We start from the raw sequence: 20,543 nt of genomic DNA on the forward strand, positions 1-20,543 counted from the left end.
CGCGCCACCATCGAGCCGGCGGACGCCGCGGACGAGGAGGGAGCGCCCCATGACCCGCGCCCTGGTGGTCTACGAGTCGCTCTTCGGCGACGCCCGGGCGATCGCCCGCGCCATCGGGGAGGGCCTGTCGGCGGCGCTCCCGGTGGACGTGGTGGCCGCGGCCGACGCCCCGCGCGAGGTCGGGCCGGACGTCGGCCTGCTGGTGGTGGGCGGTCCCACCCACGCCTTCGGCATGCCCCGGCCGCGCACCCGCCAGGGCGCGATCGACCAGCAGGGGGCGGAGATCCCGGACACCCACGTGGGCCTGCACGAGTGGCTGGAGGCGGTCCGGGTCGGCACGCCGGGACTGCCGGCGGCGGCCTTCGACACCCGCCTGGCCGGCCACCCGGTGCTGACCGCGATGGACCACGCGGCCCGGACCGAGGAGACGCTGCTCGGCCGGCTGGGCGCGCGGGTCGTCGCCCCGGCCGAGCACTTCCTCGTGCTGGGCACGGAGGGCCCGCTGGCCGACGGCGAGGTGGCCCGCGCCCGCTCCTGGGGCGGGGCGCTCGCCGAGCGCGCCCGCGCCGGCGCGGCCCGCGGCTGAGCCCGGCGCGGGCGCCGCGCCCCGGGCCCCCCGGGCGGCCTGCCGGCGCAGGCCGGACGCAGGTCGACGGCCGACTACATGCTCGTCGCCGCGGCGCGGGCACGGGGGACGGAGCGGCTGGGGTCGTGTCGCCAGGTGACGACTCCCGAGGGCGGCGATCCGGTGACCGACGACGGACCGGCGGATGCCGGCGCTCCCCCACCCCGCAACGGGCCCCCCGACGCGACCCCCGGCGCCGGTGCGGGACCGCGACGCCGCGACGCCGCCGCCACCCGCGCCGCCCTGCTCGCCGCGGCCCGGCGGCTGATCGCCCGGGACGGCATCGCTCAGGTCAGCACGCGGGACATCGCCGCGGCGGCCGGCGCCAACCAGACCCTGGTCTACCGCTACTTCGGCTCGAAGGAGGCCCTGCTCGTCGAGGCGCTCGCGCCGACCGAGCCGGACCGGACCATCGCCGACACCCCGCTGCCCGACCTCGCCGGCGAGCTGCTGCGGCGGGCGTTCGACCCCGATGCCCCGGTGGAGGCGCGCGCGAGCAGCATGTCGACCCTGGTCGCCGGCGCCGGGATGGACGTCGTCCGCGGCATCGCCCGGCAGCGGATCGACGCCGGCTACACCACCCAGCTGGCGGCCCGCCTCGGCGGGCACGACCGGGAGCTGCGCGCCGAGCTGGTCGCGGCCCTGCTCACCGGCGTCTCCTCGCTGCGCACGCAGATCGGCACGCGGGCGATCGCCGCGGCCGACCTGGACGTGCTCGCCGTCCACGTCGGCCGCATGGTCGCGCCGCTGCTGGCCCCCGCCGCCGCGGAGCCGGCGGCGGGGGCATGAATCAGGGGCCCGGGCCGCGCCGGGCGCTCAGCCCGAGGTGGCCCGCGGCGGCGGCACCGGCGAGGGCTCGATGTTCTGGTTGAGGTGGAACAGGTTGCCGGGGTCGTAGCGGCGCTTGACCTCGGTCAGCCGCCGGTGGTTGGCGCCGTAGTTGTCCGGCGCCTTGGGCTGGTCGTCGGCGGAGGCGAAGTTGATGTAGCCGCCCGGCTCCGAGTGCGGCGCGATCGCCGCGTAGTAGTCGCGCACCCAGGCGATGTTGGCCTCGTTCCCCGCCGGGTCGGGCCACATGCCGGCGATGTTGGCGACGTACCGGGCGTCGCGGTGGCCGAACGCCGTGGCGTCCGAGGGCACCTCCTGCACCGCGGCGTCCAGCGTGTACATGTGCATGGCGCAGGTGATCTCCGGCATCCGGGCGCCCATCTCCATGTGCGCGGCGATCGCGTCGTCGGTCAGCTCGGTGAGGAAGGCGTTCTTCCAGTAGTGCTGCAGGCCCGGCGGCAGCAGCGGGTCGAACAGCGCGTTCAGCGCCGGATAGGGCATCGAGGCCACCATCTCGGCGGCCGGGGCGGCCACCTGCCGGAAGCGGTCGTAGAACCGCTCGCCCTCCTCGGGGTCGCCGGTCCAGGAGGAGACGACGACCGCGAACGGGTCCCCCACCCGGTCCTCGGGGATGAACGGCAGCGGCGGGCCCAGGTGGATCGCCGGGTACCCGCCGTACTCGCGCGGGGCGTCGTCGAGCATCTGGTCGAAGAACCGCCAGACGGCCGGGCCGTCGCGCAGCTCGAAGAACATCAGGCCGACGAGCACGTCGGTGACCGGGTGCAGCCGGTAGGTGAACTCGGTGACGACGCCGAAGTTGCCGCCGCCGCCGCGCAGCGCCCAGAACAGGTCGGGGTTCTCCTCCTCGCTGGCGACGAGCCGGGAGCCGTCCGCGGTGACCACCCGCGCCGCCAGCAGGTTGTCGCAGGACAGGCCGTACGCCCGGCCGAGGTAGCCGATGCCGCCACCCAGGGTCAGCCCGCCGATGCCGGTGGTCGAGATGATCCCGCCGGTGGTCGCCAGCCCGTGCGCGCCGGTGACGTCGTTGAACCGGCCCCACGTGCACCCGCCGCCGGCGCTCGCGGTGCGCCGGTCGTCGTCGACGGACACCGCCTGCATCGGCGAGAGGTCGGCGACCAGCGCGCCGTCCGCGGTGCCGAACCCGGGGACGCTGTGCCCGCCGCCGCGGACGGCGAGGTCCATCCGCTGCTCGGCCGCCAGGCGCACCACGGCGACGACGTCGTCCTCCGTCGCGCAGCGGACGACGGCGGCCGGCCGGGCGTCGACCATGCCGTTGTAGACCCGCCTCGCCTCCTCGTACTCGGGGTGCCCCGGGCGGATCACCACCCCCGCCACGCGATCGGCCAGGGTCGACAGGGCCTGGGTCATGGCTGCTCCCTCGTCCAGACTCGGTGGGCGCGCCCCCGCAGTCCGGGGGCGCACGGACTGCGGCGCCGACGCTAGGAGCGCCGCCGGAGCGGCTGATACGGCCGGAGGTCCCCTCCTGTCCCGAGGGACCGCGGCCCAGCGCCGGCCGCGGCCACCACCCCGCTGCTGCCGGCCACGCCGGCGCTCGTCGCGACGCCGGCGCTCGCCACGGTGGCCGCGCTGCCGGCGACGCGGGCCGAGGCCGCCGTCGCGGCGCTGCCCACGACGCCGGTGCTCGACGCCCTGGCGGCGCTGCCGACCACGGCGCTGCTGCCGGTGGTCGCGACGCTGCCCTCCGCCGCGCCGGCCGACGGGCCGTGGTGCTGGGACATGCGCGCCTCCCGGCGGTCCGGATCCGGCCGATCCGCGGAGGGCCGGCCTGGCCCGCGCGGCCGGGCCCCGGCAGGACCGGGCCCCCGCGCGCGGCACGTACTCCTCGACACGCCGCTGACCGGGCAGGATGCGTCGGCGGGCGCGGCCGGCGCGCCCCCCGGGCCCGGCGGAGGAGAGCCGACATGACGAGGACCGGCTCCACCGCGGCGCGGCTGGTCCGCGCGCTCGGCCTCGTCCTCGGCACCGCGGAGGTCCCGGTCCGCGTGCGCGCGTGGGACGGCAGCGAGGCCGGGCCCGCCGGCGCGCCGGTCGTCGTGGTCCGCTCGCGGCGCGCCCTGCGCCGGCTGGCGTGGGCGCCCGGCCAGCTGGGCCTGGCGCGCGCCTACGTGGCTGGGGACCTCGACGTCGAGGGGGACGTCCTCGCCCCCCTCGCGGCGCTGGGCGGGGTCGGCCGGCTGCGCGTGCCCGGCAGCACCGCGGGCCCCTCCGTGCGCGACCGGCTGGAACTGCTGCGGGTCGCCGTCCGGCTGGGCGCGGTCGGCCCGCCGCCGCCCCCGCCGCCGGAGGAGATCGACCTGGCCCGGCACGGGCGGCGGCACACCCGCCGCCGGGACGCCGCCGCCGTCTCCGCCCACTACGACGTCGGCAACGACTTCCACGCGCTGGTGCTGGGCCCCTCGATGGTCTACTCCTGCGCCGTCTGGGACGACGAGCACACCGGGCTGGACGCCGCGCAGGAGGCCAAGCTCGACCTGGTCTGCCGCAAGCTCGGCCTCCGGCCGGGCGCGCGGCTGCTGGACGTCGGCTGCGGGTGGGGCAGCCTGGCGCTGCACGCCGCGCAGCGGTGCGGGGCGGACGTCGTCGGGATCACCCTGTCCGCGCAGCAGGCCGCGCTGGCCCGCGAGCGGGTCGCCGCGGCCGGGCTGGCCGGCCGGGTGGACATCCGGTTGCAGGACTACCGCGACGTCACCGACGGCCCGTTCGACGCGATCGCGTCGATCGGCATGGCCGAGCACGTCGGTCGCGCGCAGCTGCCCGGCTACGCCGCCCACCTGTCCGGCCTGCTGGCGCCCGGCGGCCGGCTGCTCAACCACGCCATCTCCTGGAACGCCGGCGGCGACACCGGGGCGGACGGCGACACCTTCATCACCCGGTACGTGTTCCCCGACGGCGAGCTGCTGCCGCTGTCGGAGACCGTGGCGGCGCTGGAGTCCGCGGGCCTGGAGGTGCTCGACGTGGAGGCGCTGCGCCGGCACTACGGGCTCACCCTGCGGGCGTGGGTCGGCCGCCTGGAGCAGCAGTGGGACGCCGCCGTGGCCGCCGGCGGCGAGGGCCGGGCGCGGGTGTGGCGCCTCTACCTGGCCGGCTGCGCGCTCGCCTTCGAGGCGGGCACGACGGGCGTGAACCAGGTGCTCGTGCAGCGGCCCGGTGGGGCGCCCCCGCCGCTGCGGCGCACGGCCTGGGTCTGACCACCGCCGCGACACGGCCGCGCGCGGAGTCGTCGCCCCGCCGTCCGCGGGCGGTTACCGTTCCGGGATCGGTCCGAGGAGCAGACCCGGAGGAACGGATGACCGGCCGCACGGTCGCCCCCGACAGCCACGACCTGAGCACCACCGAGATCGCGACACTGCTGGAGCTGGCGGCCGGCGTGACCGCCGACCCCGGCGCCGACCCGGCCGGCTTCACCGCCCAGGCCGCGCGGGCCGCCCGGCGCGTGCCCGAGTCGCTCTGGGAGGTGCTGCACTGCTTCGACCTGTACGGCAGCGCGAGCGGCATCCTGGTGCTGCGCGGCCTCCCGGTCCGGGACGTGCCCCCCACCCCGGCCGACAACGGCTCCCACGTCGGGGCGACCACCGAGGCGGCCCGCGTGCAGGCCGTGGTCAACAGCTGCCTGGGGCACATGATCGGCTACGAGGCCGAGGCGGGCGGCCGGCTGTTCCAGGACATGGTCCCCTCCCCCGCGATGGCCGACACCCAGACCTCGCAGAGCTCCCGGGTGGTGCTCGAGGCGCACACCGAGCAGAGCTTCAGCGCGCTGGGCCCCGACGTCGTCTCCCTGATGTGCCTGCGCGGCGACCCGGCGGCGGCGACCTACGTCTTCCCGGCCACCGACCTGCTGCCGCACCTGTCCGCCGCGCAGGAGGAGCTGCTGCGCCGGCCGCTGTGGACCTTCGCCGTGGACCAGAGCTTCCGGCTGCGCGGCGACGCGTTCGTCGAGGGCGACGTCCGCGGGCCCTTCCCCGTCCTCGCCGGCCCCGCCGAGGACCCCACCTTCCTGTTCGACCAGGACCTCCAGCGCGGCACCACCCCGGAGGCGCAGGCCCTGCTGGAGGAGGTCATCGACCTCTACTGCGCGCACCGCCGCAGCCACGTGCTCGAGCCGGGTGACCTGCTGCTGCTGGACAACCACCGGGCCATCCACGGCCGGTCGGCCTTCCGGCCGACCTACGACGGCACCCAGCGCTTCGTCGTCCGCTCGTTCGTCGTCCGCGACCTGTTCCGCTCCCACGCCGCCCGCCCGGCCGGCGGGCGGATCGTGCCCGCCCGCTACAGCTGACCCGCCCGCCCCGGGGGCGGTCAGGCGGCGCCGCCGCGCACCCGCGCGCCGGCGTCGCCGGCCGCCAGCACCGCGGTCGTGGTGCGCACCGCGGTCTCGTACACCGTCCACCGCCGCGAGGCGTCGAACGGGCTGGTGCCCATCGCCACGAGGTCCTCCCCGGTCGGGGCGAACACGCGGACCGCGGTCCCGTCCGCCGCGAGCCGCGCCACCTCCCACCGCAGCCGCGCGGTCAGGTGGTGGCGCACCCGGGCGTCGAGCAGGGCCGCGGCGGACCGGCGGGGATCGGGCTGCGCCGTCGCCATGGGGGCCACGACCACGACCTCGTCGAGGTGCTCGGCGACCAGGAGGTCGGCGTTGGACACCGAGACGGCGCCCCCGTCGACGTAGCGGCGGCCGCCGATGACCACCGGCGGGAACAGGCCCGGCACCGAGCAGGAGGCCGTCGCCGCCTCGGCGACCGACGCCACCGGCTCCCCCTCCGCGCCGAACACGACCCGCCGGCCGGAGTCGAAGTCCATCGCGACCAGCCAGGTGCGCGGGGCGACCGGCCAGCCGGGGTCGCCGCAGAAGCCGGAGACCAGCGTCCCGACGGGGGTGAGGTCGCCCCGGCCGCGGGGGGCCAGCGCCGCGGCGGCGGTCCGGACCGACCGGCGCCCCGGCCGGGCCAGGGCCCGCGCGGCCAGCCGCAGGTTGCCCGGCAGCGGGAGCGGCCGCGGGATGCCGGTGAGCGCCCGGTGCACGTGGTCGGGCACGCCGTCCGGCGCGATGCCGTCGCCGCCGGGCCGGGAGGCGCCGGTCAGCGTCTGCACCATCACCTCCGGGGCCACCCGGGAGCCGATGAGCGCGGCGAGCACCGAGCCCGCCGACGTCCCGACGACCACCTCGCACGACGACGGCGTCCAGCTCCCGGAGGCCTCCAGCGCCCGGAGGACCCCCAGGGCCCAGGCGCCGCCGACCGCGCCCCCGGCGCCGATCACCAGGCCGCGGCGCGGCGGCCGGTCCCCCGCCCGGCCGGCGTCCTCGACAGCGGTCCTCCGGAGCCCGTCCTGGGCGGCTGTGCGCATGGACCCAGGCTGGCCGGGTCGGGGGCGGCGCGCGTCACCCGTCGCAGACGAGCCGGCCCACGGACGGGGGCACCGGGGCGCGGGACTCCTCCCCGGCGGGTGAGCCGCGGCCGCCGCGCCCGGCCCACGATCCCCGGAGGGAGGGCCCATGACCGACTACGCGCTCGCCGTCACCCCGGAGGAGATCCGGCGGTACCGGATGATGGCCGACCGGGCACGGACCGAGGAGGCCGCCTTCTGGCGCGCCGCCGGCATCGTGCCCGGCGCCACCGTGGCCGACGTGGGGTGCGGCCCAGCCGCGATCGCCGTCCTCGTGGCCGAGGTGGTCGGGCCGGCCGGCCGGGTCGTCGGCGTGGAACCCGACCCGGCGGCGCGGGCGGCCGCGCGGCAGCTCGTCGCCGGCTCCGGCGCCCGCAACGTGGAGCTGCGCGAGGGCACCGGCACCGACAGCGGGCTCGCGCCGGGCTCGGTGGACGTCGCCCTGATGCGGCACGTCCTGGCCCACAACGGCGGCCGGGAGCAGGCGATCGTCGACCACCTCGCCTCGCTCGTCCGCCCGGGCGGGGCCGTCTACCTCGTCGACGTCGACGCGACCGCGCTGCGGGTCATCGACCTCGACCCGGAGCTGGCCGACCTGGACGAGCGGTACGCCGAGCTGCACCGCCGGCGCGGCAACGACCTCCGGATCGGGCTCCGGCTGCGCCAGCTGCTCGAGGCCGCCGGCCTCCGGGTGGAGCTGCACGAGGGCCGCTACCTGATCGGCGCGCTGCCGCCCGACGTCCGTCCCCCGTCGTGGGCGGCCCGCGACGCCCTGCGCGCCGACGGCCTGGCGACCGACGACGACGTCCGCCGCTGGGCGGCGGCCTTCGAGCGCAGCGACACCGCCCCGGTGCGCCCGACCACCTTCGCGCCGTTCTTCGTGGCCGTCGGCCGCCGCCGCTGACCGGCCGGCGGCCGGGTCCCCCGCCCGGCTGACCCTCGCTTTGGGGGTTGGGCCGGCGGCGTCCCGCTCCGCACCATGCACACCGGGGAACCGGGGAGGTGCATCGTGCTGCAGCAGCGCTGGCGGGACCGGGCCGCGCGCCGGCGCCGCGTCGCGCTCGTCGGCCCCGCCTTCGTCGCGGCGATCGCCTACGTGGACCCCGGCAACTTCGCGACGAACTTCTCCGCCGGCGCCGAGTACGGCTACCTGCTGCTGTGGGTCATCGTCCTGGCCAACCTGATGGCGATGTTCGTCCAGGACCTGTCGGCCAAGCTCGGGCTGGCCACCGGGATGTCCCTGCCGCAGCTGTGCCGGCGGCACTACCCCCGCCCGGTCGTGCGGGGGCTGTGGGTGCAGGCCGAGCTCGTGGCCATGGCGACCGACCTCGCCGAGATCGTCGGCGGCGCGCTCGCGCTCAACCTGCTCTTCGGCACGGACCTGTTCGCCGGCGGGCTGATCACCGGCGCGTGGGCGTTCCTGCTGGTGGCGGTCCAGGCCCCCGAGGACCGCCGCTACATCCACGCCGTCGCCGCCTACTTCGTGATGATCGCCTTCGCGTTCCTCGTGCTCGTCCTCGAGGCCGACATCGACGTGCCCGCCGCGGCCGGCGGGCTCGTGCCCGGCCTGGACGACCAGGGCAGCCTGCTCCTGGCCGCGGGCATCCTCGGCGCCACGGTCATGCCGCACGCCATCTACCTGCACTCGGCGCTGGTTACCGAGACCACCGAGAGCCGGGCGGCCACGACGGTCGCCCTGAAGCGGCGGGCGCTGCGCGCGCAACGCGTCGACGTCACCACGGCCATGAGCCTGGCCGGGCTGGTGAACGTGGCGATGCTGCTGGTCGCGGCGGCGCTGTTCGCCGGCACCTCGCTCGGCGACGACACCCTCCGCGGCGCCTACGAGGGCTTCGGCACGCTCAGCACGGCCGCGATGGTGTTCGCGCTGGCGCTGCTCGCGTCGGGCCTGGCCTCCTCGAGCGTGGGCACCTACGCCGGCCAGGTGATCATGGAGGGGTTCCTGGAGCGCCGGATCCCCCTGTTCCTGCGCCGGGCGCTCACGATGCTGCCCGCCCTGGTCGTGCTGGCGCTGGGCGCCGACGTGACCTGGGCGCTGGTCGTGTCCCAGGTGGTGCTGTCCTTCGGCATCCCGTTCGCGCTGGTCCCCCTGCTGCTGCTCACCCGGCGCCGGGACCTGATGGGCGAGCTGGTCAACCGGCCCCGGACGACCGCGGTCGCCGTCGTGGTCGCCGCGGTGATCCTGACCCTGGATGCCGTCCTGCTGGTCCTGCTGCTGACCTGAGACCAGGTCAGGCGCCGGCCGGCGCCCCGGCCACCGGGTCGGCGGCGGACAGGGCGTCGGTCAGGAGCGCGACCAGCGCCTCCAGCTGCACGTCCGCCGAGGAGACGACCTCCTCGTCCGAGCCGTCCAGCGCCCGCGCGGCCAGCCCCGCCTTGCTGTCGATCAGCTCGGCGATGCGGGCGTCGATGGTCTGCGCGGCGATGATCCGCCAGGCGGTGACCGGCTCGGTCTGGCCGATGCGGTGGCTGCGGTCGATGGCCTGGGTCTGCTCCGCGTCGGTCCAGGAGAGCTCGGCCAGCACGATGTTGGAGGCGACCTGCAGGTTGAGCCCCACGCCGGCGGCGGTCAGCGAGCAGACGACGACGGCGACGTCCGGGTCGTTCACGAACGCGTCGATGTTCCGCTGCCGCACCGCGGGGGTCTGGTCCCCGCGGATCGAGGAGAAGCGCACGCCCTGGCGGGTGAAGGTCTCCTCCGCGGCGTCCATGACGTCGACGTGCTTGGCGAAGAACACGACCTTGCCGGCGCTGCGCGCCAGCTGCGCGGCGTAGTCCGCGGCGAGGCCGGCCTTCGCCTGGCCGATGCGGCGCATCATCGTGAACACGTTCTCGCCGGCGGTCGTGGTCGCGTCCTTCAGCTCCGTCCGCGCCACCCGGCGGACCAGCTCGCGGTCGATCCCCTCGACCCCGCCGTCGCCGGACCGGGCCGCCAGCGCACTCTCGTAGCGAGCCACCATCCGGCGCGCGAGCTCCCGCTCGGCCGCCCGGATCGACCGCCCGGCGGCGCCGTCGAGCTCGACCGGGAGGTCGGCGATGCGGCGGGCGGGGATGTCGGCGGCCACGTCCACCTTGCGGCGCCGGACGATGCCCAGGTCGATCACGCTGCGGCGGGCGGCGGCGTAGAAGCCGGGGTCGGCCGGCGTCAGGCCGGTGGCCTCCAGCGCCTCCATCAGCTCACCCAGCGGCTTGGACTCGTCGATCCAGCCGAGGAACCGCCAGATCGCCCGGAAGTCGTCGATGTCGTTGATCAGCGGGGTGCCGGTGAGCGCCATCAGCAGAGGCCGCGGGGTGCGCGACCGGATCCGCTCGGACAGCTCGAGCACGTGCTGCGAGCGCTGGGACGACGTGTTCTTGATGAAGTGCGCCTCGTCGACGACCATGCCGCGGAAGCCGAAGTCGCCCAGCCAGCCCACGTGCCGGTCGAGCACCTCGTAGTTGACGACGACGATGTCGGCGAAGCCGTCCACGGTGTCCCCGTTGCCCTGCACGACGGTGACCGGGCGCTGCGGCGTCCAGCGGCCGGCCTCGCGCGCCCAGTTGGTCTTCACCACGTTGGGCACGACGACGAGCAGCGGGTAGGCGTCGGCCGCCTCGGCGGACAGCAGGGCCTGCGCCGTCTTCCCCAGCCCGGGCTCGTCGGCGAGCAGGAACGTGCGGTGGCCGGCGGCGGCCGCGGCGACCGTCTGCCCCTGGTGCGGCATGAGCTCCAGGCCCGGCGGCGTGAAGCGGCTCGTCGGGAAGGGCAGCGCCAGGCAGGCGGAGTCGCCGCTGCCGGCGCGCTCGAACGAGCTGAGCAGCGGGCCGAGCAGCTCCCAGCCGGCCAGCCGGCGCGGGCGGGCCACCGGCGCGGGCGCGGCGGAGAAGTCGGGGGCGAGGAACGGGTTGGCCAGCTGGCGGGAGATCACCGACTGCGGCACGACCCGCTTCTCGGGGGCGACGGGCGCGGCGGGGACCTCCGCCGCCGGGGCCTCCTCGACGGCCGGGGTGATGCCGGCGGCCTCGAGGAGCTCGCGGCTGAGCGACCGGGCCTCCGCGGAGACGACGGCGTCGTCGGCCAGCAGCGCCAGCAGCCGGGCGTCGCGGACCGCGGTGGTGGCGAGCACGGTCGCGACGCCGTCCAGGCGCTTGAGCTGCTCGTCGCGGGCGCCGTCGCCGCCGGCCGCCGCGCGGACGCGGGCGCGCTCCTCGCGCAGCAGCAGCGCCACGGCCTGGAACTTCGCCCGGACGGCGGGCGTCACCCGGCCGCGCTGGGCCGCCGCCTCCACCTCCCGGGCGGTGCGCGCCAGCACGGCGACGACGTCGCCGGTGGGGCGGGCGCGCCGTTGGTGCCGCGGGGCGGAGCGGCGAGCGCCCGTCGAGCGCTGGCCTGGTCGAGCCACGAGTTCCTCCTCTGGGTGCCCGGCGGCCCGGCGGCGGCGAGCATGCCGCACGGGCCTCCGGACGGGGCGCGGACGCCCCGGTGGGCGCGCCCGGTGCTCCGGGCGCTGGCCGGCCTGCCGCTCCCGGGGACCGGCGCCGCGTGCTGCGGCAGGTCCCGCGGGCGGGAACGGGGAGCCGCCGGCAGATGTGCTGGGCGACCTCGGCAGGGCGGGGATCGTCGTCGGCCGACCGGCCCCCGACCCCGGGGTCGTGCCCCGATCATGTCAAACGCACGCGGGCCGAGGGGATTCCCGCTCCGCGCGCCGACACTGACGGGGGAACCCGGAGGTCGCCATGACGTCGGACCGAGCCCGCCGGCTGCGCGCGCGGTCGCTGCTCGCCGTCGAGGTGCTGCTGGCCGCGCTGGTGCCCGGCGTGGCCGCCACGACCGCCGCCGCGACCGCCGCCATGACCGCGGCCACCGGCGGGGACGGCGCCGGCGGCGTCGCGGAGGTCACCGTCATGACCCAGAACCTGTACGTCGGGGCGCCGCTGGCCGCGGTCTTCGGGGCGGCGTCGGAGGCGGAGCTGGTGGCCGCCGGGACCCGCGCGTGGGCCGACGTGCTCGCCGCCGACCTGCCCGCACGGGCGGCGGCGCTGGCCGACGAGCTCGCGCGGATCCGGCCCGACGTCCTGGCCCTGCAGGAGGCGTCGCTGTGGCGGGAGGAGATCCCCGGCGACGTCCTGGCCCGGCCGGAGCCCGACGCCGGCGACGTCGCCCTGGACTCCCTGGCGGTGCTCCGGGACGCGCTGCGCGCCCGCGGCGTCCCCTACACCCCGGTGGCCACCTCGGCCAACGCCGACGTCGAGTTCCCGCGGCTGGACCCGGCCGCGGGCCCGGTCGACGTGCGGCTCACCGACCGCGACGTCCTGCTCGTGCGCGCCGACGTGGCCGACCGGGCCGGCGACGCGCGCGACGGCCACTACGCCGCGCAGTTCGCCGAGCCGTTCGCGACCGGGCCGCTCGTGGCCTCCACCCGCGGCTGGACCTCCGTCGACTACCGGGCCGGCCCGGGGACGACGCTGCGGATCGTCGGCACCCACCTGGAGGTGGGCGACCCGGTCACCGGCACCACCCAGGAGGCGCAGGCGGCCGAGCTGGTGGCGCTGCTCGCCGACAGCCCCCACCCGGTGATCGCGCTCGGCGACTTCAACGCCCCGCCCGGCGCTCCGGCGCCGGCCACCTACGGGGTGCTGACGGCGCGGCTGCGGGACGCGTGGACGGCGGTGCGCCCGGCCGACCCCGGCCCGACGTGCTGCCGGTCGCCGTCGCTGGCCGACCCGGTCCCCCAGGAGGCGGCGCGGGTGGACCTGGTGCTCGCCGACGGGGCGCTGGCGGTGCGCTGGGTGGCGCGCACCGCCGACCGGCCGTTCCGGTCCGCCCCGCCGCCGCTGTGGAGCTCCGACCACGCCGGCGTGGTCGCCCGGCTCGCCGTCCCGGCACCACGCGGCGGCCCGCGCGCCGGGCGCCGGCGGCCCGTCGGGACCCGGCGGGGAGGAGCGCGCGGGGCTGCCGCGCCGCCGGTCCGGGCCCCTACTGTGGGCCGCCCGAGCCGGAGGTGGTCATGAAGGTCGTCGTCACCGGAGGCGCCGGGTTCATCGGGGCCAACCTCTGCCGCGTGCTCGCGGAGCAGCGCGGAGTCGAGACGCTCGTGCTCGACGACCTGTCGACCGGCTCCCGCGCCAACCTCGAGGGCGTCGGGGCCACCTTGGTGGAGGGGAGCATCCTGGACCGCGACCTCCTCCGGGAGGTCGTGGCCGGGTCGTCGTCGATCGTGCACCTCGCGGCGGTGCCGTCGGTACCGAGGTCCATCGCCGACCCGATGACCAGCCACGCCGTGAACGCCACGGGCACGCTCGAGGTCCTCGAGGCCGCTCGCCGTGCCGGAGGCGTCCACGTCGTGCTGGCCTCCTCGTCGTCGGTGTACGGCCGCAACCCGGCCCTGCCGAAGCACGAGGGCCTGCGCTGCGAGCCGATGAGCCCCTACGCGGCGAGCAAGCTGGCCGCGGAGAGCTATGCGCTGGCCCATGCCGCCTGCTTCTCCCTCGACGTGCTGGCGTTCCGCTTCTTCAACGTGTTCGGTCCGCTCCAGGCGGCAGGGCACGCGTACGCCGCGGTCGTCCCCGCGTTCATCGACGCCGCGCTCTCGGGCCGGCCGCTCCCGCTGCACGGCGACGGGACGCAGAGCCGCGACTTCACCTACGTGGAGAGCGTCGCGGGCGTCCTCTGCGCGGCGGTCCTGTCGCGGGTCACGGCGACCGAGCCGGTGAACCTGGCGTTCGGCACCCGGGTCACGCTCCGGCAGACGATCGCCCTGCTCGGCGAGGTCCTGGGGCGGGAGCTGGAGGTCGAGCACCGGCCTCCCCGCCCGGGCGACGTACCGCACTCGCAGGCCGACGGCACCCGCCTGGCCGCGCTGTTCCCCGGCCGCTCACCGGTCCCCCTCCGCGTCGGCCTGGCGAGGACGGTGGACTGGTTCGAGGAGCAACGCTCGCTCGGCCGGCCGCACGCCGGCGCGGGAACGCCCGCGTGAGGCCTGCCTCTCCGGAGCTGTACCGCGCCCACGGCCTGACCATCCGGTCCGACTACCCCCTGCCGATGCTCCCCGCTCCGGGCACGGCGCCGCCGGACCTCGTCGTCGTCCGCGGCGAGGACCGCACCGTCCCCGATGCGGACGAGGCGGGCAGCACCCGGCTCGCCGAGACCCGCGACCCCGGAGGACGGGTGTTCTCCTCCTTCACGAGGACCCCCGGCGGGGTCGATCTGCGGTGGCCGGGCATCTGCCGCATGCGGGCCGACCAGCAGGTGCGCCGGGTGCTGGTCGACCACGAGCCGGGTGTCGACGACGACCTCGTCGCCGTCCTGGTGGCGGGCGCGGTGGTGAGCGTGCACCTGCTGCTGCACGGCCGGCTCGTCCTGCACGCCAGCGCGGTCGAGGTGCAGGGCGCGGCGGTCGCGTTCGTCGGCGGCGCCGGGGCGGGCAAGTCGACCGTGGCCGCCCTCTTCGGCCGGGCCGGTCACCCCCTCGTCACCGACGACGTGCTGCGGGTCGATCCCCGCGGTCGGGGAGGCGCGGTCGCCCATCGCGGCGGGCTGGGGCTCCGGCTGCGGGAGCGCGCGGCCTCGCTGGCCGAGGGCGTGAGGGCAGCGACCACGGGCGACGGCCGGATCGCGGTCGGCCTCCCCGTGACCGCCGCGGCGACCCTGCCCCTGCGCGCGTGCCTCGTCCCCCGCCCGATGCACCGGGGCGGCGGGGTCGCACTCGAGCCGCTGCCCGCCGTCGGGAGGATGCTCGCGCTGCTGCGGTGCCCGCGCGTGGTCGGCTGGTCCGACGGCCCGACCTCCGCCCGGCAGTTCGCCCTCGCCGGTGACCTCGCGGAGATCGTCCCGGTCGCCGCGGTGGACCTGCCCTGGGGCCCGCCGTTCGACCCGACCGTGCCGGCCCGGGTCGTCGAGGCGCTCGAGGCGCTGTGAGGCGCCGTGGGTCCGGACCGGTCGCCGGGCCCGGTTCCCGGGCCGCTGGGCCTGTGTCACCCGTGTCCCGGCGAGTACGTTGCCCGGCATGCGCCACCGCGCGACGCCTCCGGCACGGCCGACGTGGTAACGAGCGGCGCCGCAGCGCCGTCCTTCGCCTTCCCGGAGACCGTCCTCACCCGGGAGGTCTCCGGGGAACTGGTCCTCCTCGACCTCGCGCGGGAGCACTACTACGGCCTCGACCGGATCGCCGCCGACATCGTCGGCCGGCTCACCCGGCTGCCGCACGACGACGCGCTGGCCGAGCTGTGCCGCGACTACGAGGTCGCCCCGGAGGTGCTGCGCCGGGACGTCCAGCACCTGGTGGACGAGCTCCTGGCCGCCGGCCTCCTCCGGCGGACCGCTCCGTGATCGGGTCGCCGGTCCGGTGACCGGGACGGCCGGAGCGGCGGCCCCCGGCCGGCTGCGGGTGCGGGGCGTGGCCCCTGTGACCCTGCCGACGGCCGCGGCGGCCGAGGCACGCGCGCCGGACGGGGCGGTGTGGCGGCGGGTCTGGTCGCTGCCCGGCCGGCTGGTGGTCGACTTCCCCGGCCTCGCGGCCCTCGAGGCGGCCGACGACGGGACCGTCACCGTCGACCGGACCCTCCCGCCCGACCTGGAGGCCCACCTCCTGCTGGACCACCTGCGGCCGCTCCTGCTGGCCCGCCGGGGGGAGCTCGTCCTGCACGCCGCCGTCGTCGCGCTGGGCGACCGGGCCGCCGTCCTCCTGGGCGCGTCCGGCGCCGGGAAGTCGACGCTGTCGGCGTACGCCTGGCAGCGGGGGTGGACCCTCGGCGGGGACGACGGCGCGGTCCTGCGGCTCCACGCGGACCGCGTCGAGGTCGAGCCCACCTGCCCGACCGTCCGGCTGACCGCCGAGGCCGCCGCCCTGCTCGGGATCCCCGCGGACCAGGGCGCGGCGTCGGTCGGCAAGCGACGGCTGCGGACCGTCGGCACCGGCCGTCCCCTCCTGGCGGGGCCGGTCCGGTTGGTGCGGGCCGTCGCGCTGGAGCGCCTCCCCGGTGGGCGGCCCGCCCGCTACACCGCGCTGGCCGGGGTGGACGCCCACGCCGCCCTCTTCGGCTGCACCCTCGCCGCCCACCTGGGCCGGGGGCCGGTGCTCCGGAGCGTGGTGGACCGACTGGGGCGGGTGGCGGAGTCCGTCGGCGTCGGCCGGCTCGAGGTCCCGCGGGGGCGGTCCGGTCTGGCGGACGCCGAGCGGCTGCTCCGCCGGGAGGTCACGGCGTGACCCGGCCGCGGCTCCTCGGGCGCGCCGTCCGCCACGTCGCGCGCCGGCCGGTGACCCGGGCGGCACTCACCGACCTCGCCGCCGCGCTGCAGAGCCGGGAGCGCGTCAGTGCCCTCCGCGCGGTGGTCGACGGCGCGCTCGTCGCCGCCGTGCTGGAACGGCAGGGGGTGCGCCCGCTGCTCCGGGACCGGTCGGACCTGCCGCAGGCCGATCCCGGCGACGCCCGGCGGGTGGCCGCTGCGGTGGACGCCGGCCTCGCGGTCCTGCCGGTGGCCCCGACCTGCCTGCGGCGGTCGCTGACCCTGCTGCGGGAGCTGCACCGCACCGGGCGGGGGGCGGTGCTGCACATCGGGGTGCGCCCCGGCGCGGGCGGCATCGAGGCGCACGCGTGGGTGCAGGTGGCCGGCGAGGTCGTGAACGACGACCCGGCTCTGGTCGGCACCTACAGCGAGCTCGGGGCGGGCGAGGTGGAGCGGCTGATGCCGAGGTTCTCGTGACCCCGACCCCGACCGCGGCCGTGGCCACGGGGCTCGAGGCCGTGGCCGACCTGCGGCGTCTCCTCACCCGCCGCATCGAGCGCGGGGAGGTCGGCTGGGTCGAGCACGGTGACCTCGCGGTCGGCTGGGACACCCGTGACCGCTTCGTGAGCAGCCGGGACGACGGCACGGTCCTCGTGGTGCTCGACGGGCACCTGCACGACCTGTTCGACGCGGAGCGCTCCCAGGCGGCGCTCCTGCTGGAGCGCTACCGCAAGCTCGGCGCGGACGTGGCGGTCGGCCTGCTCGGGGACTTCGTGGCCGTGGTCCTCGACCGCGCGCGGCGCCGCCTGCTCGTCTGCCGTGACCCCGTGGGCGTCCGGCCCTGGTACCAGGCCTCCTGCGGGCGCCGGCACTCAGGAGCGGGGGACGAGGCGACGCTGTGCGCTCTCCCCTGGGTCGACACGGCCGTGGACGAGGCGGCGGCGCTCGCCTACCTGGCGTTCGTCTCCCGCAGTCAGGGGCCGACGCTGCACCGCGGCATCACCACGCTGGCGCCGGGGTGCACGTGGTCGTCCACCGCCGGCGCGAGCGCCGTGCGGCGGCACCACACCTGGCGGATCCCCCTCCGCCCCCGGCTCTCCTGGGAGGAGGCGGTGCACCGGTGCCGGGAGCTGGTGGACGAGGCGGTGCGCTGCCGCCTCCGCGTCCCGGATCCGGTCGGCGCCGAGCTCAGCGGCGGGCTGGACTCCTCGAGTGTGGTCGGGGCGATGGTCGGGCTCGGCTCCCCGCCGCTGGTGGGACGGCTGCTCTTCGAGGGGCGCACCGCGGACGAGCGCGGGTTCTCGCAGGCCGTCATCGACCACTGGGGGCTGGCGGACGTGTCGGTGGCGCCGTGGGTCCCGGGACAGGACGAGCTCGACGCCCTGACCGCCCGGTGGCGCCGTCCCGTCCCCGACGCGAACTTCACCATGTTCGTCTCGCTGCAGCGGGCCCTGACCGGGGCCGGGCGCGCCCGGTCGCTGACCGGGCTGGGTGGGGACGACGTCTTCCGCCCGATGTCCCCCGCCAGCAGGGTGGTGAGCGCCGCGCAGCAGCGCCGGTGGGACGTGCTCCGTCCCCTGCTGCAGGACTCGTGGCGCGATCCGCGGGGATCGTGGCGCCGGACCTGGCGGCCGACGCTGGCCCGGCTCTCACCCCGCGGACGCCCGAGGCCGCCGCGCTACGTCACCGAGCGCGCGGTCCACGAGCACGGCCTGGCGGAGCTGTTCACCCGGCCGCCACGCGTGACGGGCGTGGCGGCCGTCGACCAGCGCGCCGTCAACCTGACGACCGGCCACACGGCCTTCCTCCTCGAGCTGCGGGCGCTGGTCACCGGGCTCACGGCGCACCGGAACAGCCATCCGCTCCTGGATCCGCGCGTGATCGAGGGGCTCTACGGGCTGGATCCCGAGTTGCCGCTCCGGGATGGGCAGCTCCGGGCGCTCCAGGTGGCCGCGTTCGGCGACCGCCTGCCCCGGCCCGTGCGGGAACGGCGGACCAAAGCCGAGTTCTCGGAGGTGTTCTGGCCGCAGGCCCTCACCCACGACGTCCTGCGGCGCGTCACGACGGGGCCGCTGGTCGCCCGGGGCTGGCTCGACCTGGAGCACTTCCAGGACGTCGTGCACGGCGCGCGCGAGAAGCGGCCCTCGGCGGCCCTGCCCCTCGCACGCGCCGTGGAGACCGATCGCTGGCTGCGTCAGGCCGAGGCCTGACGCAGCCACCGATTCAGGGGCGCCCGGTGCCGTTGGGGTTGCCCACTCCCTGCCCGCCGTTGTTGTCGCTCGGCGGCCCGTTGTTGTTCTGGTTGTCGTGGCTTCCGCCGTCGGGGCTGCTGCCGTTCTGCCCCAGCGTCAGGTACGACAGGGACCCGAGGTCCCGGAACTGCGGTGTCGTGTACTCCATGGTGTCCTCCTCCCGGGTGTCTGGGAGACGACGCGACGGGTCATCGAACCGGGTCACCGCGGACCGGCGGTAGGCGCTACGGCGTGCGGCCGCCCGAGCGGGAGGCCGGGGACGGCGTGGAATGACCCGCCGTCACGGCCTCGTCTCCGTCCGGCGGCGGCTGCCCCGCCGTCGGCACCGCGTCGCCGGCGTCCAGATACGCCCGTGCCTGCAGCTCGAAGAGGTCGGCGTAGAGCCCGTGCGCCGCCATGAGCGACGTGTGGTCACCGTGCTCGACGACCCGCCCGCCGGACAGCACGTAGATGCGGTCGGCGGTGCGGACGGTCGACAGACGGTGGGAGATCACCAGCACGGTCCTGCCCGCGAACAGCCGGCGGATGCGCTCGAACAGCTCGTGCTCGGCACGCGCGTCCAGCGCGGCGGCCGGTTCGTCGAGGATGACGAGCGGGGCGTCGCGCACGAAGGCGCGCGCGAGGGCCACTCGCTGCCACTGCCCCAGGGACAGGTCCGTCCCGCCCACGTACTCCTTGCTCAGCGGCGTGTCGTAGCCCGCCGGCAGTGCCGAGAGGAACCCGTCGGCACCGGCCTGCCGCGCCGCCGCCCGCACCGCCTCCTCGTCGGCCTCGTCGACGCGCCCGACGCCGATGTTGTCCCGGGCGCTGAGCTTGTAGCGCACGAAGTCCTGGAAGACGACGGCGATCCGCCGGCGGACGCTCTCCGGGTCCAGTGTCCGGAGGTCCACACCGTCCCAGGACACGGCACCGGCCTCGGGTTCGTAGAGGCCGGCCAGCAGCTTGGCGAGTGTCGTCTTGCCGCTGCCGTTCTCCCCGACGAGAGCGACGACCTCGCCCTCCCCCAGCTCGACGGTGACGCCGTCCAGGGCGGGCCGCGCGGCTCGCGGGTACCGGAACGTGACGCCGGAGACGACGATCCGGTCGAACCGGTCGGGGGCGGCCGGTCGCGCCCGGCCCCGGTCCCGGGCCGGCAGCCGCTCCAGGAAGGCGGCCAGGTCGCGGAGGAAGAGCGCCGACTCGAAGACCGTGCCGGCCCCCGTCACGGTTCCGCTGACCCGGGTGCCGAGCAGCCGGATCGCGATCAGGGCGGCCCCCGCCGAGGCGGGGTCGAGGAGGCCGCGGTCCACCAGCAGGAGGGCGAGCAGCAGGGTGCCGACGGTCAGCACGGCCGACACCGTGGTGCCCAGCAGCGCGAGCCTGCGCCGGCGGCGCAGGTGGCGCCCGAGGGCGGCGAGGTAGTCGGCGGAGTGGGCCTCCCATCGCCGCCGCAGGGCCGCGGGCAGCGCGAAGGCCCGGACCTCCTCGGCCTCCTCCCGCCGGGTCAGCACGGTCTGCAGGTAGGCCCGCACGCGCAGCCTCGCCGACTGCGCCACCGCGAAGTCGAACTCGTGCCGCCCGGCGGTGCGGGAGGTCAGCAGGAGCGGCACGCCCGACAGCAGGAGGAGCGGCAGGAGGGACGGGGCGAGCGTGAGCACCGCGACCGCTCCCGCGACCACGCCCAGCGAGCCGCCCACGACCAGGAGCAGCCCCTGGACGACCAGGCGGGTCTGCTGCGCCGCGTTGGTCTGGGCCCGCTGGGCCTGGTCGTAGAAGTCGGGGTCCTCGTAGGACTCGAGGTCGACGGCCTGGGAGACGTCGAGCAGCCGGCGCCAGACCTCCCGTGAGACCAGCTCCCCCAGCATCCGCTGCTGCAGGTTGGCGAGGGCCGTCGCGATCGTCATCGCTGCCGTGAAGAGGCCGAGCAGCACGACGGGGAGGACTGCCGGACCGACGGATCCCCCGGTCCGGCCGATGTCGAGCACGGCCGACAGGACCTGGTCGATCAGCAGGACCTGGACGTAGAACGAGAAGGAGCTGAACAGCTGCACGGCGAGGAGGACGAGGAGGCGGCCCGGGCTCGCCGTCCACGTGAGCCGGGCGGCCGCCCTCAGCAGCCCCGGCAGGTCGCGCGCGGATCCGCGGCGGCGCCGTCCCGGTGCCGCCGCCTGTCCCTGGTCGACCATGCTCCACCTCTCGGGGGCGCACCGGG

General features: G+C 77.1%; 19 protein-coding genes. 13 read left to right on the top strand and 6 right to left on the bottom strand.

The features are described from left to right. The first annotated feature begins 49 nt into the window (after positions 1–49). Together ACI79F_RS02630 and ACI79F_RS02635 are read left to right on the top strand one after the other, a co-directional pair. Positions 50–586 carry a flavodoxin family protein gene (locus ACI79F_RS02630; RefSeq protein WP_456543441.1) on the top strand — a complete coding sequence of 179 codons (537 nt, stop codon included), beginning with the start codon at positions 50–52 and terminating at the stop codon, positions 584–586. Between the two features lie 135 nt (positions 587–721). After that, a complete protein-coding gene (locus tag ACI79F_RS02635; protein WP_456543440.1) occupies positions 722–1,414 on the top strand; it encodes a TetR family transcriptional regulator in 693 nt (230 codons plus the stop codon). Between the two features lie 27 nt (positions 1,415–1,441). Here ACI79F_RS02635 and ACI79F_RS02640 read toward each other — a convergent pair whose 3' ends face one another. Next, a complete protein-coding gene (locus ACI79F_RS02640; RefSeq protein WP_456543439.1) occupies positions 1,442–2,842 on the bottom strand; it encodes an FAD-binding oxidoreductase in 1,401 nt (466 codons plus the stop codon). 71 nt (positions 2,843–2,913) lie between these two features. Then, entirely contained in the window at positions 2,914–3,213 is a 300-nt protein-coding gene (locus ACI79F_RS02645; protein ID WP_456543438.1) for a hypothetical protein, read from the bottom strand. Positions 3,214–3,396: 183 nt separating this feature from the next. On the opposite strand from ACI79F_RS02645, the gene ACI79F_RS02650 reads away from it, so the two are divergent. Together ACI79F_RS02650 and ACI79F_RS02655 are read left to right on the top strand one after the other, a co-directional pair. After that, positions 3,397–4,683, top strand: a complete 1,287-nt coding sequence (locus ACI79F_RS02650) for a class I SAM-dependent methyltransferase (protein WP_456543437.1) — start codon at positions 3,397–3,399, stop codon at positions 4,681–4,683. 98 nt (positions 4,684–4,781) lie between these two features. After that, complete coding sequence (locus ACI79F_RS02655) at positions 4,782–5,771, top strand: TauD/TfdA family dioxygenase (protein ID WP_456543436.1); 990 nt, start codon at positions 4,782–4,784, stop codon at positions 5,769–5,771. Positions 5,772–5,791: 20 nt separating this feature from the next. Here the strand turns inward: ACI79F_RS02655 and ACI79F_RS02660 are convergent, their stop codons facing one another. Further along, the gene (locus tag ACI79F_RS02660; protein ID WP_456543435.1) at positions 5,792–6,838 is read right to left on the bottom strand and encodes a patatin-like phospholipase family protein; all 1,047 of its coding nucleotides are present in this window, start codon (positions 6,836–6,838) and stop codon (positions 5,792–5,794) included. Positions 6,839–6,986: 148 nt separating this feature from the next. On the opposite strand from ACI79F_RS02660, the gene ACI79F_RS02665 reads away from it, so the two are divergent. Together ACI79F_RS02665 and ACI79F_RS02670 are read left to right on the top strand one after the other, a co-directional pair. Further along, positions 6,987–7,781 (top strand): methyltransferase domain-containing protein, encoded by a 795-nt coding sequence (locus ACI79F_RS02665; protein WP_456543434.1) that lies wholly within the window; start codon positions 6,987–6,989, stop codon positions 7,779–7,781. A gap of 105 nt (positions 7,782–7,886) precedes the next feature. Next, a complete protein-coding gene (locus ACI79F_RS02670; RefSeq protein WP_456543433.1) occupies positions 7,887–9,119 on the top strand; it encodes an Nramp family divalent metal transporter in 1,233 nt (410 codons plus the stop codon). 7 nt (positions 9,120–9,126) lie between these two features. On the opposite strand, the gene ACI79F_RS02675 is transcribed toward ACI79F_RS02670, so the two are convergent. Next, on the bottom strand, positions 9,127–11,277 hold the full coding sequence (locus ACI79F_RS02675; protein ID WP_456543432.1) for a DEAD/DEAH box helicase: 2,151 nt from the start codon (positions 11,275–11,277) through the stop codon (positions 9,127–9,129). Between the two features lie 334 nt (positions 11,278–11,611). Between ACI79F_RS02675 and ACI79F_RS02680 the strand changes: the two genes are divergently transcribed. The 7 genes from ACI79F_RS02680 (at position 11,612) to ACI79F_RS02710 (ending at position 18,310) form a co-directional block, all read left to right on the top strand. Then, a complete protein-coding gene (locus ACI79F_RS02680) occupies positions 11,612–12,886 on the top strand; it encodes an endonuclease/exonuclease/phosphatase family protein (RefSeq protein WP_456543431.1) in 1,275 nt (424 codons plus the stop codon). Then, positions 12,883–13,851 (top strand): NAD-dependent epimerase/dehydratase family protein, encoded by a 969-nt coding sequence (locus ACI79F_RS02685; RefSeq protein WP_456543430.1) that lies wholly within the window; start codon positions 12,883–12,885, stop codon positions 13,849–13,851. The genes ACI79F_RS02680 and ACI79F_RS02685 overlap by 4 nt, the downstream gene beginning before the upstream one ends. Further along, on the top strand, positions 13,848–14,792 hold the full coding sequence (locus tag ACI79F_RS02690) for a hypothetical protein (RefSeq protein ID WP_456543429.1): 945 nt from the start codon (positions 13,848–13,850) through the stop codon (positions 14,790–14,792). Before ACI79F_RS02685 ends, ACI79F_RS02690 begins: the two co-directional genes overlap by 4 nt. A 123-nt stretch (positions 14,793–14,915) precedes the next feature. Then, complete coding sequence (locus ACI79F_RS02695) at positions 14,916–15,203, top strand: PqqD family protein (protein WP_456543428.1); 288 nt, start codon at positions 14,916–14,918, stop codon at positions 15,201–15,203. A 67-nt stretch (positions 15,204–15,270) separates the two neighbouring features. Continuing rightward, positions 15,271–16,080: a hypothetical protein gene (locus tag ACI79F_RS02700; protein ID WP_456543427.1), complete on the top strand. Its 810-nt coding sequence runs from the start codon at positions 15,271–15,273 to the stop codon at positions 16,078–16,080. Continuing rightward, on the top strand, positions 16,077–16,577 hold the full coding sequence (locus tag ACI79F_RS02705; protein WP_456543426.1) for a lasso peptide biosynthesis B2 protein: 501 nt from the start codon (positions 16,077–16,079) through the stop codon (positions 16,575–16,577). The genes ACI79F_RS02700 and ACI79F_RS02705 overlap by 4 nt, the downstream gene beginning before the upstream one ends. Beyond that, on the top strand, positions 16,574–18,310 hold the full coding sequence (locus tag ACI79F_RS02710; protein WP_456543425.1) for an asparagine synthase-related protein: 1,737 nt from the start codon (positions 16,574–16,576) through the stop codon (positions 18,308–18,310). The genes ACI79F_RS02705 and ACI79F_RS02710 overlap by 4 nt, the downstream gene beginning before the upstream one ends. 13 nt (positions 18,311–18,323) lie before the next feature. Here ACI79F_RS02710 and ACI79F_RS02715 read toward each other — a convergent pair whose 3' ends face one another. Together ACI79F_RS02715 and ACI79F_RS02720 are read right to left on the bottom strand one after the other, a co-directional pair. Further along, positions 18,324–18,500: a hypothetical protein gene (locus ACI79F_RS02715; protein WP_456543424.1), complete on the bottom strand. Its 177-nt coding sequence runs from the start codon at positions 18,498–18,500 to the stop codon at positions 18,324–18,326. Positions 18,501–18,576: 76 nt separating this feature from the next. Beyond that, the gene (locus tag ACI79F_RS02720; RefSeq protein ID WP_456543423.1) at positions 18,577–20,517 is read right to left on the bottom strand and encodes an ABC transporter ATP-binding protein; all 1,941 of its coding nucleotides are present in this window, start codon (positions 20,515–20,517) and stop codon (positions 18,577–18,579) included. Positions 20,518–20,543 lie beyond the last annotated feature (26 nt).

The sequence above is a fragment of the Blastococcus sp. SYSU D00868 genome, from assembly GCF_054050575.1.

What these genes read in the sequence shown, in the direction of transcription:
- ACI79F_RS02630 (WP_456543441.1), top strand. Translation starts at nt 50, where the DNA reads ATGACCCGCGCCCTGGTGGTCTACGAGTCGCTCTTCGGCGACGCCCGG.
- ACI79F_RS02640 (WP_456543439.1), bottom strand. Translation starts at nt 2,842, where the DNA reads ATGACCCAGGCCCTGTCGACCCTGGCCGATCGCGTGGCGGGGGTGGTG.
- ACI79F_RS02645 (WP_456543438.1), bottom strand. Translation starts at nt 3,213, where the DNA reads ATGTCCCAGCACCACGGCCCGTCGGCCGGCGCGGCGGAGGGCAGCGTC.
- ACI79F_RS02650 (WP_456543437.1), top strand. Translation starts at nt 3,397, where the DNA reads ATGACGAGGACCGGCTCCACCGCGGCGCGGCTGGTCCGCGCGCTCGGC.
- ACI79F_RS02655 (WP_456543436.1), top strand. Translation starts at nt 4,782, where the DNA reads ATGACCGGCCGCACGGTCGCCCCCGACAGCCACGACCTGAGCACCACC.
- ACI79F_RS02660 (WP_456543435.1), bottom strand. Translation starts at nt 6,838, where the DNA reads ATGCGCACAGCCGCCCAGGACGGGCTCCGGAGGACCGCTGTCGAGGAC.
- ACI79F_RS02665 (WP_456543434.1), top strand. Translation starts at nt 6,987, where the DNA reads ATGACCGACTACGCGCTCGCCGTCACCCCGGAGGAGATCCGGCGGTAC.
- ACI79F_RS02680 (WP_456543431.1), top strand. Translation starts at nt 11,612, where the DNA reads ATGACGTCGGACCGAGCCCGCCGGCTGCGCGCGCGGTCGCTGCTCGCC.
- ACI79F_RS02685 (WP_456543430.1), top strand. Translation starts at nt 12,883, where the DNA reads ATGAAGGTCGTCGTCACCGGAGGCGCCGGGTTCATCGGGGCCAACCTC.
- ACI79F_RS02715 (WP_456543424.1), bottom strand. Translation starts at nt 18,500, where the DNA reads ATGGAGTACACGACACCGCAGTTCCGGGACCTCGGGTCCCTGTCGTAC.
- ACI79F_RS02720 (WP_456543423.1), bottom strand. Translation starts at nt 20,517, where the DNA reads ATGGTCGACCAGGGACAGGCGGCGGCACCGGGACGGCGCCGCCGCGGA.